Source organism: Candidatus Enterococcus wittei, from assembly GCF_002140175.1.
GTDB lineage: Bacteria > Bacillota > Bacilli > Lactobacillales > Enterococcaceae > Enterococcus_B > Enterococcus_B wittei.
Map to the genome: position 1 here is coordinate 823,777 of NZ_NGMO01000002.1, position 15,453 is coordinate 839,229.

Consider the following 15,453-nt stretch of genomic DNA (forward strand, 5'->3'; position numbering starts at 1 on the left):
AAAAGCACGGACTTTGGATGAGAAACAACAGCAAGCCAGTAAAACGGTCACCCAAGTGACGTTAGAGGAATTTCCATCAAATAATCAAACAACCACCAATCGGAATCACTTGAAGAGAATGGCGCCTAATCAACAAACCGTAGACCAAACAATGGATTTCTTCAAGAATAAGACAGATTTGACTCAAGACGATAGACAACAACCAAAGGACAATGGGATAGGCCAACAAGTAAGGTTAAACGAAACCTCATCACATAATGCAACAGTAGTTGAGCAGAGACCTCAAAAACTACCTACTCTTAAAGAATTAGTGCAACAATCCAGTGAAGAAAATTCTACTTCTCTAGAAGCAGTAAATAAGTTCAAGTCTGAGGAGAAAATTACTAAACCAAATATGCTTGAGGCCCAAGCAGAAGATAAATCAAGCTACAAAGAGCTATCGAATACGAACAAAGGACAAAATACCGTAACGCAGCTCTCACAAAAGAGAAGTATATCGAGCATCATGCGTAATAGTATAATCCAAAGCAATAATCATAATGTGACAGTGGGTAATCAGCAAACAGCCTGGAAGCGAAGTGACTTAAACCAAGGACTTGCCAAATAACGTTGGCGAAGAGAAATCTAGAATGATAGTTGGGGGCTGTGGCATAAGTAAAAAACAGACTAAAATATCCAAATGATATTAGAGGAATTGGACTATTTATCGTGAATTTGCGAAAAAGGTCTACTGGATCGCAAGAGCGATATCAAGATAGTTCGAATATTTGGTTTATTGAAGAACTTATGTCACGTTCCCGTTTTTTTTGTTAAAAAATGTATTCTCATGACGAATGGTCATTGGCAAATGAAACTTATCAAAACTTCGGAAAACAGAGGCATTTTGTTTGGATACCTTACTATGCTTATTTGAAAATTTCTGTGGACCACTTGAGTAGCTAGAAAGGGTATTGATGTGCGTAAAAAAATTTTTGAAGATTCTCAAAGGCGTGGAGCGATTTCATGAAGAATCATTCTTTCCACATTCAACTATCTTTTAAACGGTCTAATCTCACTTTTTTAATTGCATAAAATAAATTTTGAGAGAGTAGATAGCAGTGTAGACGGAATAAAGCAAAATAGTAAATCGGCTATTTAGGTGGCTTTGGTAAGTAATATGGGCATATTGTATCCTTCTTGTAAATCGTCGCCAAATCAATTCTGAGGAATTTCATGACGTTTTTATTCTTTTTTACTCTATAAAAAGGATAGCACTTAAATCCAATTACATCAGAAAGTTTGAAAAAATTTTCAAGTTCTAGAGAACTATTCTTTAATTTTCTCTAAAGAAATGAAACTGAAGGTCACAAAAGTAATAAGACTCCGACAGTTAATATATATATAATTGTTCAACAAAAATAAAATATGAATAACATGATAAGTTAGAAGATACATAGAAAAATCCACTAAATTATCAATCTTTAATCAAGTCATGACGTCATTAGAATAAGATTATGAAAAAAGGTATAGCATCTGAATAGAACAGGCGCTTTTTAATTTGAAAAATGGAAATGAAATAAAAAGATGTCAGTAGAGTCTGCTAACAATCGGAAAGTGCAGAATCATTTTATCAAAATTCAGAGTATATTTTTTGTTATTTCTAAAAAAATGAAAGTTCAGGTCACGAAAACATCAAAATTTCTACATTTAATATATACAAAGAATTTCAACGAAAAATAAAAGATAAATAGTGAAATAAATTAGAAGATACATAGAAAAAATCTACTTAATTTTTAATCCTTGGTCAAAGCATAACGCCATTAGAATAAAACTAAGAAAAAAGCATAACAGCCGAACCGAATAGGAGCTGTTTTATTTGAATACGGGAAATTATAGTACATCTTACTATAGTCAAATTAAACTATACTTTGAGATGAAATTTGTATTTCCGATAAGAGGGGATGTGGTTATAACAACAAACTAAAACCATAAATTCAGAGTTTTAATTTAACAAAAAAATCAATCGACAGCTACTCTTTTCTATGAAAGAAAAGAGTAGACAGTATTCTATTTTGAGGATATTTTTTCTAAATTTTTCTCGTCAAATTTAGAAGAGTTTTGTAAAGAGTAACAATCATAATAGTCAAAAACAGGTCATATGTTAAAAGTTGAACGATAATTCGTTGATTATTTTCTTGTAGTTAATCCACCCTTAGATTGATTAACTATTGATTTCGTATTGGAGTTACTTGCTAGCTAGTTTTATACATAAACACCAATAAATGAAATGAATGTTGCTATTACTATTAAGGAAATACGAATAGGTATAAATTTAATTTTAAAAGAAGGAGTGAAAAAAATGCCAAGAAATGGTTCAAAAAGTAATTCAACTAGTAATTATAGAATAAAAATAGGTAAAAACCACAACAGAACACATGACCCACGTATTGCAAGAAACACTCAAGAGATCCTAAATGATATCGCCAATTCATATCAGCAACCAAGAAGGACGACAACTTCATTTAGAGATGCATTAGTAAAATATTTTTATTATTCGTATTTTTTATTAGGAAATGCTAGTGAAGAGGCAAGAGAAAACAGAACCTTATCTCATAACCCTCGTAATCATACAGCAGCAGGACGATCATCAAGCAATGAAATAGAGTTAGGCTTCCTTTCCAATAATCAAACAGCAGTAAAAGTATCGAACAGAGGAATAGACTTCTTCGATAATCAAACAGCAATAGGACAATCATCAAGTAATAAAACAGGAATAGACTTCTTTTCCAATAGTCAAACAGCAGTAGGCTCATTCAATAGAAGGAAGACTAAGAATAGAAGGAAGACTAAGAATAGAAGGAAGACTAAGAAAGGTAAAAATATTGTAAATTCTACTTCTTTAATGAGGAATATAGAAAGCAAACTTCAAAATGAAACATACGTTACGTCTGATAGCAAGTTTAGTCATAAACCAATAGCGTGGAAATCATCCGTAACTGAAGAATATACGGAGTCAATAGAATCTATAAATCCCCGGAGGAGACAAGGGACTACTCCGCAATACGATGGAGAATCTATCGGAAATCAAGTGGATGAAATGCAAAAACTTAAAGAATCAGGTTCAGGACAAACTTATAAAATCTATGTGGGGGCAGATATTTCTAACCTTCAAGCTAGAAGCAGGTCAATTCCTGAAAAAGCACAGCAACAAACTGATAAAAAATATTCTATCTCTGAAGCAGAGAAAATATCAGCTAACGAACACGATGATATTTTATCTTTTCTTTTTGCAAATGACAAAACTAGTAATTTTTATACAGAGCCAGAAGTTATTGATGGACATTCGGAAATAGTGAATCCAGGAGAAACGAATCATTTGGATCAGGAACTCAGTGGCCAACAGCCATCTCCTGAAACAGACAAACAAGCAACGTCAAGTGACAAGCCATTGAGCGATAACCCAACGGACGAAATACTAAAGCGATATGTGGAGCAGGCTAAGCGAACAGAATCTTATATAAATTCAATGAAAGATATAAAGAAATCATTTTCAGAACATACAACCAAAATCTCTCGGATTTCATCTGAAGGTAGGATGGATCACTCTATTTCAGACGAAATAACAAATAGGAATACTAATAATGATTTAATATATAATGATTTGGAACAAAAGGGTAGGAAGCAACAGCCATCCAATGAAACAGATAAACAAGCAACGCTTAATGACAAGGCATTGAGCGATAGCCAAACGCACGAAGCCCTAAAACTTAAAGAAAAGGAAAGGCTGTCTGAAATAGCAGAAGATTTAAGAAATATGATGATTCGCCGGGATCTTAATGAATCAGCTTTGATACGAAATTCTGAAGGACCACAGTTGAAATCAGATATCCCTAAAGAAGAAACAAAAATCCAAGCAGAGGAAATAGTAACTTCTAAAGAACAAAAGCTACAAGATGACAAGCCATTGAGCGCTAACCGATCAGACGAGATGCTAAAATTTAAAGAAAATATGAGACAGTCTAATATAGGCGAATCGGTAATAAACCAATGGGAACAAGTAATCAATTTAATGGAACTTAAATACCAGCAGATGAGAGTAAATGGAGAAGTATCGATGCCTCCAACAGAAATTCTTGATGAAGCGATAAGAGAAGTGGCTGAAGCAAGAAATGCGCATGATTTTTCTCAAAAAAATCCTAGTGACCAACAGCTACCAAATGAGATGGATATACAAAGACTGTGGCAAGAAGGTGGTATGGAATATTTCGATAAACTAATGGGTAAATGGCAACAATTCAAAGATTTATTGGTACTTAAAGTCAAAGATATGATAAATGGCGACCGATCGATGTCTCCAAAAGAAATTTTTGATGAGGCAATAAAAGAAGTGACTGGAATAGGAAATACGAAAGATTTATCTCAGAACGGTCATGAGCAACGACAAAGCAGTGGAACAGTCGAAGGGACAACGTTAAATGACAAGGCATCTAGCAATGATCCAATGGACGAAATGCTGAAACAATATGAATCTTATACAAATCCAATAAAAGAGATGCTAGACGCTAAGGTATTATTTCCAAAACATACAATCAAGTTCCTTCAAAATTCTTCTGAAATAGGTATGTTGCATCAGATTACTAGTCCTACTGAATCATATCTTGATTTGAAACAGAAGCATAGGGAGCAACAGCAAGGTAGTGTTGTGCGATTACCTAAAGAGGCTATTCTATGGAACAAGGTGAGGGAACTAGGGTCTGTTCAGCAATCCGATGCAGAATTCTTAAAAAAACAGAGGTTAGAAATACTTGAAAATAGAGGGCCAGTTTTGGAACAAAGGAACAAGCTGGAGGAACAAGAACTTACTCCATCCGATGCAGAATTTTTAAACAAACTGATGGCAGAAATACTTAACAATAAAGCATCAATTTCGGTACAAACCTCGGAAAAACCACTGATGCAACCATTTGAAGAGAAATCTTACCTTCTAGAACATGAATCCAATACAGGTACAAATACTCAGATTCCTTGTCGAACGGATAGGATGTATCAGCAAGATCGTGTTTTGCGACGGCCTGAAGAAGCTAAACTATGGGACAATCCCGCGGAACGAGAACTTGCTCGATTCAAAGCAGAATTGTTTAAAAAACAGATGCTGGAAACGCTTAACAACAAAAAAACAGCTCCGGTACAAACCTCGGAAGAGCCACTGATGCAACCATTTAAAGAGAACTCTTCCCTTTCTTTAAATGAAGGAACTAATACAACTGGTAAAGATCAAGCAGTTACGAGAGTTTCATCTCCTGAAACAGACAAACAAGATACAGTAAATGACAAGCCATTGAGCAATAACCGATCAGACGAAATGCTAAAATTTAAAGAAAATATGAGACAGTCTAATATAGGCGAATCGTTAATAAACCAATGGGAACAAGTAATCAATTTAATGGAACTTAAATACCAGCAGATGAGAGTAAATGGAGAAGTATCGATGCCTCCAACAGAAATTCTTGATGAAGCGATAAGAGAAGTGGCTGAAGCAAAGAATGCGCATGATTTTTCTCAAAAAAATCCTAGTGACCAACAGCTACCAAATGAGCAGGATATACAAAGACTGTGGCAAGAAGGTGGTATGGAATATTTCGATAAACTAATGGGTAAATGGCAACAATTTAAAGATTTATTGGTACTTAAAGTCAAAGATATGATAAATGGCGATCGGTCGATGTCTCCAAAAGAAATTTTTGATGAGGCAATAAAAGAAGTGGTTGGAACAGGAAATACGAAAGATTTGTCTCAGAACAGCTATCATCATCCAGTGCAACAGTGGCAGAAAAAAACTGAAATGGCTAAACAAACGGCTGATGGATATAAAAAGCAACCAACGTTTAATGAGCGAATTAGTGGAGTTATTAAACAACTTCCACAGAAATCCACTGATCTTTCCAAAGGATACGTTTACAATACAGGAACAGATTCTGTAGAGATGAAAAGCATTTCTAATCTTATAAAGCAGAGTCAGGCTGTAAGTAAGTCGATAAACTCAGCCAACCAACAATTTAATCAATCACGAAGCGATGTGGATCAAATTTTTGCCAAATAATTTTTAGTGAAATGTTAAATGATGAGTAGCAAGAGTTAGTTTCTTATCACTGAGTTAGATCATTGATTTGCTAATAAGATAAACATGAAGAGTGTTCTCGAGTAACGGGAATGCTCTTTTTTGGCTCTTTGTCAAACACACATGAATTCGCAAACTCATTCACCCTGAAGAATGAAAGGTAAGATTGTAGTACAATTATAGAGGAAAGGAAAAAAGCCGCCATTATTTTGGAAAAGCAAGTGATGCCGATTGTCAAACTGGCTTGCTTTATTTCTCGAGAACCTTGAAATATTGCCAATGAGCATGTGTATAAAAATTTGATTTTACATGAAATAAAGCACTCCTTTCCTAAAATCATGGGAAAGGAGTGCCTTTTTATGGAAATCATTTACGAATGCTGTGCTGGATTAGATGTCCATCAAAGTAATGTTGTTGCTTGTGTTTTACAAGGTCCGCTTACTTCTACCAGACCAAAAAAACATCTACAAAAATTTGATACGACCACCAAAGGATTATTAGCCCTACATGAATGGCTAACGGATTTTGATTGTGAGATTGTCGCTATGGAAAGTACAGGTATTTATTGGAAACCGGTTTGGCACATTCTTCAAGGAAATTTCGACTTAGTTCTAGCTAATCCGTATAAAATTAAAAATATTCCTGGGCAAAAAACGGATAAAAAAGATGCAAGTTGGATTGCTAAGTTGCTGCGAGTAGGTTTGATTCCCAAAAGTTTTGTTCCAGAGGAACCTATACAAGATTTGCGTGAACTCACACGGTTAAGAAAAATGTGGATCGAATCTAGAAATCGAGAAAAGAATCGCGCGCACAAAATTTTACAGACTGCCGGAATTAAAATAACTTCTTACATGACAGATATATTCGGATTATCTGGAAGAAATTTATTAAATCTATTGATTAATGAGGAAGATATTACTGCAGAAAAAGTTGAAGCGGCTGTTTATACTTCTTTAAAATTTAAAGTGCCGGAATTAGTGGAAGGACTTACTGGCTTTTTCAGAAGTCATCACAAGTTTTTATTGGCACAAATTTTAGATGTTATTGATATGTATAACAGTAAGATTGGTGAACTAGAAACCAAAATAGCCGAATATTTACTTCCTTACCAAAAACAGATGGACAATTTATTAACGATCCCAGGAATTAGTACGGATTCAGCTGCTGTAATTATCTCTGAGTTTGGCATTCATATGAATCAGTTTTCTTCTGCAGAAAGATTAGCCTCATGGGTTGGTCTGTGTCCTGGAAACAATGAAAGTGCTGGGAAAAGACGCTCTACGAGAATTTCCAAAGGAAATGCTTATGCAAAGAGGGTCTTATGCCAATGTGCCTATTCAGCTTGTAAATCTAATCATCAGAGATTCAAAAACTATTATCAAAGAATCTGTAGAAATCGAGGCGGTAAGCGTGCGATAGTGGCAGTTGCTCATCTTATTACTAGAATCATTTACTATATGCTTTTGAGAAATGAAGTCTATCACGAATAAGAACCACTGCTCTTTGAAATTTTTAGATTCTTAATTTTTATGGAGGAGGGTAGTTTTTTTTGCTTTTTTTCTAGTTGTTTCGTACATAGGTGCGGTGAAGCTTTCGTATAAAACGATGTTGGTGAACAGAAAGAACTATTTTTCTTTCTGTTCCTTTTTTTATCCCCAAAAGGAATCGAAAAATCGGAAAGAATCCTTCTTTCTGAACAGTTGCTACTATTTTTTTCACAAATAGAATAAAGGATATCAATTGATCCGAAGAATAAAATTGTTTAGGAATGAAAGCTACTTAATTATAAGTATAAGGGAATCTCTTCATGGATGAGGTGCTTTATACGTAAACGTGAGGAGAGATAAAAGCAGGATAAGCAAATATCCTTTTAAAGACCTTTGGATCTTATGAAGCAAACAGGTGTAGCGATAAAAAAACTAAATGTGGTCAGAAATTAGCTAACTTCTTTTGATAAAAGGTTTAGAATGATAAATCGTTCTATAGTTATTCTCTCAAATGTGTTAAAATAGATGAAGTATCTTCATTAAGAACGAAGAAAATGGTGCGGGAAAAGCATAGCTAGCTATAGTGGAAGATAGATGCTAGCGATTTGGACATTTTGTTGTATAATAATGTGGAATGGCTGATTGAGCCATCTGCTCAATCCAGTTTTTTGTGTATTAATAAAATCAGTCATCGATTCGTAAAGTGTTTGAAACCCCTAGAAGATTGGATGAGCGATGAACTTCCAACATCTAGAAGATCGGGGCTTTACTGATGAATCAACGACAGACTATATAAAGAAGAAAATAGATATCTTTAAACTTAGATGTCATAAGAAGAGGTGAAATTTGTGAGTACCATTAAGATTATCCCTTTAGGCGGTGTACGTGAAAATGGGAAAAATATGTACATTGCAGAAGTTGGGGAAGCAATTTTTATTTTAGACTGTGGTCTAAAATATCCAGAAAATGAATTATTAGGGATCGATGTCGTCATTCCTGATTTTTCGTACTTGGAAGAAAACGTTGAACGTGTCGCAGGAGTATTTTTAACTCATGGACATGCAGATGCCATTGGCGCTTTGCCATACTTGCTATCAAAAATCTCTGTCCCCGTATTTGGAACAGAATTGACGATTGAATTGGCAAAATTAAATGTTAACCGTAATGATGCGGCGAAAGGATTCAAAGATTTTCACGTAGTAGATGAACATACAGAAATTGACTTTGGCGAAACGATCGTCAGCTTTTTCCGTACGACGCATACAATCCCAGATTCAGTCGGTATCAATCTGAAGACACAAGAAGGAAACATTGTTTACACTGGTGATTTTAAATTTGATCAGACAGCGATCCCAATGTACCAAACAGATTATGCTCGACTTGCAGAAATTGGAAAAGAAGGCGTATTAGCTTTACTGAGTGAATCTGCTAATGCAGAAAATCCAGTACCTGTTGCTTCGGAACTACAGATAGCTGATGGAGTGTTCGATACAATCAATTACTGGGAAGGGCGCATTATCGTTGCTTGTGTAGCTAGTAACCTACAACGCGTCCAACAAGTATTGAATGCAGCTGCTAAAGCCCAACGAAAAGTTGTGCTAACTGGTCAAGATTTTGAACGGATCATCCGTACGGCGATGCGTTTAGAAAAATTACAATTACCGAGTGAAGACTTACTTGTCACTTTAAAAGATATGAAAAATTATGAACCTGAAGAATTAATCATTTTAGAAACAGGACGTATGGGTGAGCCAATCAAGTCATTACAAAAAATGGCAAATGGCGCTCATCGTAATGTCAAAATCAAAGAAGGTGATCTTGTTTATATTACAACGACACCTAGCATTGCGATGGAAACCATGGTTGCAAAAACAGAAGACATGATTTATCGTGCCGGCGGAGTAGTCAAACTGATTTCTGAAAATATGCGTGTTTCTGGCCATGCCAACCCAAATGATTTGCAATTGATGTTGAATTTCATGAAACCAACCTATTTTATTCCCGTCCAAGGTGAATATCGTGAACTTGCTGCACATGCAGATTTGGCTCATGCAGTAGGAATGCCTTACAAAAACATTTACATCACAGGTCGTGGCGATGTTTTAGAATATAAAAACAAACGCATGAGTGTGGCTGGAACGATTAGTGCTGAAAACGTGATGATTGACGGACTAGGTGTAGGAGATATTGGAAATATTGTTTTACGAGACCGTAAAATATTATCTGAAGATGGTATCTTTGTCGCTGTTGTAACAATCAGCCGTCGTGAAAAGAAAATTGTTTCCAAACCACAGATCACGTCTAGAGGATTTGTTTATGTCAAAGCAAGTCGTGATTTGATGAAGGAAAGTAGTAATATGATCGAAGAAATCGTTGAAAAACATTTAGAAAGCAATGATTTTGAGTGGAGTAAGTTAAAACAAGAAATACGTGATCATTTAGGACGTTATTTATTTGAGCAAACCAAACGTCGTCCAGTGATTCTACCAGTGATCATGGAAGCAACCCAACGCAGAGGAAAACGCTAAGTTCCATATAGCCCCTATAAAAATAACGATTGTGACAGATGAATCCAGTTAATGGATGTGTCTGGCACAGTCGTTTTATTTGTTTACTTCATACTTGGTACGTGAAAGGTTATCTGTTACAATTAATTTGTATATACTGTACTATTTATCGAATGAATCTCAAAAAAGAATGAATTTGTTGTGTGAGAAATTGTGAAAAAAGATGGAGGAGTGAGAAAATGAAAATTACTTATCATGGCCATTCTTGTTTATCTCTTGAAATGAAGAACGGACAACGAGTATTGATCGATCCTTTTATTACTGGAAATCCAATGACAGATTTGGAAATCGATAAAGTAAAAGCCGACTGGATATTAGTGACTCATGGTCACAATGATCATGTTGGTGATATGATTCCGATCGCTAAAACAAATGATGCGACGATTATCAGTATTGTTGAAATTGCTAATTATGCACAAAAGCAAGACGTAAAAGCCTTTGGAATGAATATTGGAGGAAAGAATACATTTCCTTTTGGAACAATCAAATTTGTACATGCGCAACATAGTTCAAGTTATGAAGTAGATGGGTCTGTTTTATATATGGGTGAACCCAGTGGGATCATCATTCAAGCAGAAGGAAAAACAATCTATCATGCAGGAGATACCGCAGATTTTAGTGATCTTGCATTATTAGGAGAACAATTTTCTATCGATGTTGCATTTCTACCAATTGGAGATAACTATACGATGGGACCAGAAGATGCGGCGCGTGCAGCGAAACGGATCAAAGCTAAGACAGTCGTGCCGATCCATTACAATACATTTCCTGTAATCAAACAAGATCCTGAAGTATTTCTTGACTTATTAAGCGACAATGAAGGAAAAATAATGAGCGTTTCAGAGACGCTAGAAGTGTAGGTAAAGGATATGGCAACGAAACACGATCTGATTTTAGAATATATCGAAAGTCTTCCCGTTGGAAATAGAATATCTGTCCGAAGTATCGCAAAAGAACTAAAAGTGAGTGAAGGAACCGCCTACCGAGCAATCAAAGATGCTGAAAATATCGGATTAGTTTCGACGATCCAACGGGTAGGAACGATTCGCATTGAGCGTAAATTGAAAAAAAATATCGAGCGTTTAACTTTTGGTGAAGTAGTAAGAATCATTGAGGGAGATGTCTTGGGTGGAGCCGAAGGGTTAGACAAAGTGTTGAATAAATTTGTAATTGGTGCAATGACGAAACATGCAATGGAACGCTATATCACTCCAGGCTCATTGATGATTGTTGGTAACCGAATGGAAGTTCAAAAACTTGCTTTAGAAGATGGTGCAGCGGTTTTGATCACTGGTGGTTTCGATACGACTCCAGAGATTGCACAATTAGCAGATGAACTTGCAATGCCTATTTTGCGGACAACATACGATACATTTACAGTAGCCACAATGATCAACCGTGCCTTAAGTGATCAACTAATCAAAAAAGACATCATGCTCGTTGGCGATATCTACTTATCCGCACAAAAAACACATTATCTGATGCAGACAGATACTATTGCGGATTACCAACGTTTATCGGAAGAAACGCAACATTCACGTTTTCCTGTTGTGAATCACAACATGCGTTTAATGGGAATCATTACTGCTAAAGATGTTGTAGGAAAATCCCCAGTTCAGGCTATCGATCGGGTAATGACTAAAGACCCAATCAGTGTCAAGAAGACGATGAGCGTGGCTTCGGTGGGTCACCAAATGATTTGGGATGGCTTAGAAATCATGCCAGTTGTTTCAGATGATTTGACTTTAGAAGGGTTGATTACTCGCCAAGACGTGATGAAAGCCATGCAATTGGTTCAGCGGCAACCGCAAATTGCGGATACGATCTCGGATCAAATCTCGGGGAATATCCAGACGATTGATACTGATCGTGAGGGAAATCGGTTAGCTTCTCCAAAATTTAAATTTAACGTATCGCCACAGATGGTGACAGGTGTAGGAACGATTTCTTTTGGTGTATTAAGTGAGATTATTTCTGACGTGGCTCAAAAAACGATGATACTAAATCAGAGACGGAATATTTTGTTGGAACAGATGAATTTACATTATCTTCGCCTGATTCAAATTGACAGTGAACTAGATATCCGACCAAGGGTTTTGGAAATTGGCAGAAGATCCGCCAAGCTGGATATCGAAGTGTTTATTGAAAATACGATCGTAGCGAAAGCAATTGTTGTGTGTCAGGTAATGGAGCGTTCTTAGAGAGTAGGGAAAGTTATGTCAATACAAGAAGATATTTTAAATGAAATAAAAAAATATAAACGAATCGTCATTCATCGTCATCAACGACCTGATCCGGATGCATTAGGATCGCAAGTTGGTTTAGCAGAAATTTTACGTCAAAGTTTTCCAGAAAAAGAAATCCGCCAAGTAGGTGAGAATGTTGCTGATCTTCAGTATTTAGCAGAAATGCAAGTGATTGAAGATGTATTTTACGATGGGGCATTGGTGATTGTGACAGACACAGCTAATGCACCAAGAATTAGTGACGACCGTTACTCATTGGGAAGTCAATTGATCAAAATCGACCACCATCCGAATGATGAACCATACGGAGATTTATCATGGGTAGATACAAAAGCAAGTAGTTGCAGTGAGATGATTGCTGAATTTGTTTTGATGTTCCCAGAAGAATTGAAATTGAACGCTGAGGCAGCACGGTTATTATATGCTGGTATCGTTGGTGACACCGGCAGGTTTTTATATCCATCAACGACAAAACGTACATTAGAAATTGCTGCCATGCTAAGAAGCTATCCATTTGATGCAGGCCAACTGAATCGACAGATTGAACAAATCCCAATGAAAGTAGCAAAATTATCGGGTTATGTTTATCAGTCCATTGAAGTTGATGATCAAGGAGCAGGAAAAGTAATGTTGTCACAAGATCTTTTACAACGGCATGGGATCAGTGACTCAGAAACAGCTGCCATTGTTTCGTTGCCAGGTGTGATTGATGAAGTGCTAGCATGGGGAATTTTTGTTGAACAGCCTGAAGGCTATTATCGTGTACGACTACGTTCAAAGGGACCCGTTATTAATGAGATAGCAAAACGGCACCATGGTGGTGGACACCCCCTTGCAAGTGGAGCGAATGCCAAGGATCTAACAGAAGTAGCAGAAATCTATCAAGAAATCCAAGCAATCTGTCAAGATTATTCAGACTAGTCTATAGCTTGTGTTATGATGTTCAATTTTGTGATAAGAGTTATCTGTCAGGAGGGTCATTTGATTACTAGTATTTTATTAGTTAAACAAACGCCAAATTATCGAATGTAAAGTACTTATTTATGATTTTGATAAACGGTATTTAAAATTCAATTCTTTTGATATTAAGTTGAAACTAGGTAAAATAGGTAAAGCTATTTTGGTATTTTCTATTTTGGCTAATGAAGCAAATCACTGGAATCACAACTTTATTGCTATTGTTATTTTTGACTTTTCAAATTAGTTTTTGTCCGTTATAATAATGCTCAATAACGAACAAAAAGGAGAAATGAAATGACATTACCAAATTGCCCAGTTTGTGGGTCTGAATATACTTATGAAGATCGAGGATTATTGATTTGTCCGGAATGTGGCAACGAATGGACACCAACTGAACAAGAAGAAGTTCTTGAAGGTTTAATTGTAGTTGATGCGAATGGCAATCGTCTAACCGATGGTGACAGCGTGACGGTGATCAAAGATTTAAAAGTAAAAGGTGCTTCTACACCTATTAAGCAAGGAACAAAAGTAAAAAACATTCGTTTAGTGGAAGGTGATCATAATATTGACTGTAAAGTCGATGGTTTTGGTCCAATGAAATTGAAATCAGAATTTGTCAAAAAGCTTTAAAAATTCAATCTCTTTTCACATTCCTTTCACGAAACCCATGGTAAAATAAAAGTAAGTGAAGAAAGGATGAAACGATAATGTATGGATATGGTCTTTATGGATTTCTTGATCCGACCTTTATATTAGTAATTATCGGCTTGGTCATCTCTGGGCTTGCTTCTGCATATGTCAATAGTACCTTCCATAAGTATGATAAAATCAGAAGTAAAAATAATGTCACAGGAACTCAAGCTGCACAATTTATCTTGCAAAGTCAGCATATCACTGATGTAGGTGTTCAACAGATTGCGGGTAATTTGACAGATAATTATAATTCAGGTACTAAATTGTTGAGTTTATCACAAGCAACAGCTCAATCTACTTCAGTTGCTGCGATTGGTGTTGCTGCCCATGAATGTGGACATGCTGTTCAAGATGCGGTAGGTTATGCCCCACTGAAAATAAGAGCTTCACTAGTACCAGTAGCAAACTTTGGCTCGATGATTTCTTTCCCATTGATCATGATCGGCGTATTATTTAGCTGGAATTCTACTTTGATCAATATTGGGATCTTTGCTTTTTCTTTGGCTCTGTTGTTCCAATTAGTCACACTTCCTGTAGAATTTAACGCTTCAAGACGAGCGATTCAAATTTTAAGTGAAGGTGGTTTATTGACCGAAGAGGAAGTACCGATGGCGAAGCATGTATTGTTTGCTGCAGCATTGACCTATGTTGCAGCAGCATTATCGACATTTTTACAATTATTACGTTTGATTTTGATTTTTGGCGGCAATCGTCGAGACTAGTCATGATAAAAAGGCAGGTAAGAATTTGATTTTCAATTTCTTACCTGCCTTTTTTCTAAACGCATAGCTGTGCGACTAGCTACATCGATTTTATTTTTTTGAAAATACTACTTCTAGAAGATAAAAGTGAAAAAACAGAAAGGAAGTTTTTGCTAAATCATCTTTCTCAGATATAATTTTTGGATCATTGTGACTAAATCTACCCACTGTTCTTTTTCTCTACTAGGATCTAGATAAAAGATCTTTCCATTTTGATAAGAATCATCAAACCAGTCAGTGATGATCAAATCTGCTTGTTCAGGGTTTTCCGTTAAGCGGATCATTCGTTCATCAAAGAGTTGTTGTAAACGGTTTTGGATATGGTAATTACCGGTTAGAGTCTTATTCATTTGAATATAGATGGTTAAATTTTCTGTGGATTCAGACTGTAGGAGGTTATAGATCAAACTACTGATATAGTAAACAATCAACGTCTTTTTTGGATGATCGATGAATATTTCATTGACGATTTGTTTTATTTTTTTGATATGCAAATTACCTTCATCGATTTCATGGGCCCCCTTTGGATAGTGAAGAGAATAGAAAAAAGGGGCTGATTTTCCTAAGAGCAAAATATAAATTAAGGATAACATGAGATAATAATTGTAAAAATATTTTTTCTCTGAGGAAGAAATGACTGGG

General features: G+C 35.9%; 9 protein-coding genes and 1 pseudogene. 9 read left to right on the forward strand and 1 reads right to left on the reverse strand.

All coding sequences use genetic code 11. The features are described from left to right. The 9 genes from A5844_RS07870 to A5844_RS07910 form a co-directional block, all read left to right on the forward strand. Positions 1-607: hypothetical protein (locus tag A5844_RS07870; RefSeq protein WP_179190564.1), on the forward strand; the 607-nt coding region annotated here is incomplete at its 5' end. Positions 608-2,338: 1,731 nt separating this feature from the next. After that, positions 2,339-6,079, forward strand: a complete 3,741-nt coding sequence (locus A5844_RS07875; RefSeq protein ID WP_086284647.1) for a hypothetical protein — start codon at positions 2,339-2,341, stop codon at positions 6,077-6,079. Between the two features lie 377 nt (positions 6,080-6,456). Next, positions 6,457-7,587, forward strand: coding sequence for an IS110 family RNA-guided transposase (locus A5844_RS07880; protein ID WP_086284198.1), 1,131 nt, complete (start codon positions 6,457-6,459; stop codon positions 7,585-7,587). 845 nt (positions 7,588-8,432) lie between these two features. Beyond that, positions 8,433-10,112, forward strand: a complete 1,680-nt coding sequence (locus tag A5844_RS07885) for a ribonuclease J (protein ID WP_086284648.1) — start codon at positions 8,433-8,435, stop codon at positions 10,110-10,112. A gap of 218 nt (positions 10,113-10,330) precedes the next feature. Further along, positions 10,331-11,011, forward strand: coding sequence for a metal-dependent hydrolase (locus tag A5844_RS07890; protein ID WP_086284649.1), 681 nt, complete (start codon positions 10,331-10,333; stop codon positions 11,009-11,011). Positions 11,012-11,020: 9 nt separating this feature from the next. Next, the gene (locus tag A5844_RS07895) at positions 11,021-12,352 is read left to right on the forward strand and encodes a DRTGG domain-containing protein (RefSeq protein WP_086284650.1); all 1,332 of its coding nucleotides are present in this window, start codon (positions 11,021-11,023) and stop codon (positions 12,350-12,352) included. A 15-nt stretch (positions 12,353-12,367) separates the two neighbouring features. Further along, positions 12,368-13,318 (forward strand): DHH family phosphoesterase, encoded by a 951-nt coding sequence (locus A5844_RS07900; protein WP_086284651.1) that lies wholly within the window; start codon positions 12,368-12,370, stop codon positions 13,316-13,318. Between the two features lie 333 nt (positions 13,319-13,651). Then, on the forward strand, positions 13,652-13,987 hold the full coding sequence (locus tag A5844_RS07905) for a zinc ribbon domain-containing protein YjdM (RefSeq protein ID WP_086284652.1): 336 nt from the start codon (positions 13,652-13,654) through the stop codon (positions 13,985-13,987). 77 nt (positions 13,988-14,064) lie between these two features. After that, positions 14,065-14,772, forward strand: coding sequence for a zinc metallopeptidase (locus tag A5844_RS07910; RefSeq protein WP_086284653.1), 708 nt, complete (start codon positions 14,065-14,067; stop codon positions 14,770-14,772). 152 nt (positions 14,773-14,924) lie between these two features. Here A5844_RS07910 and A5844_RS07915 read toward each other — a convergent pair. Further along, a pseudogene (locus A5844_RS07915) lies at positions 14,925-15,453 on the reverse strand (helix-turn-helix domain-containing protein); the annotation flags it as partial.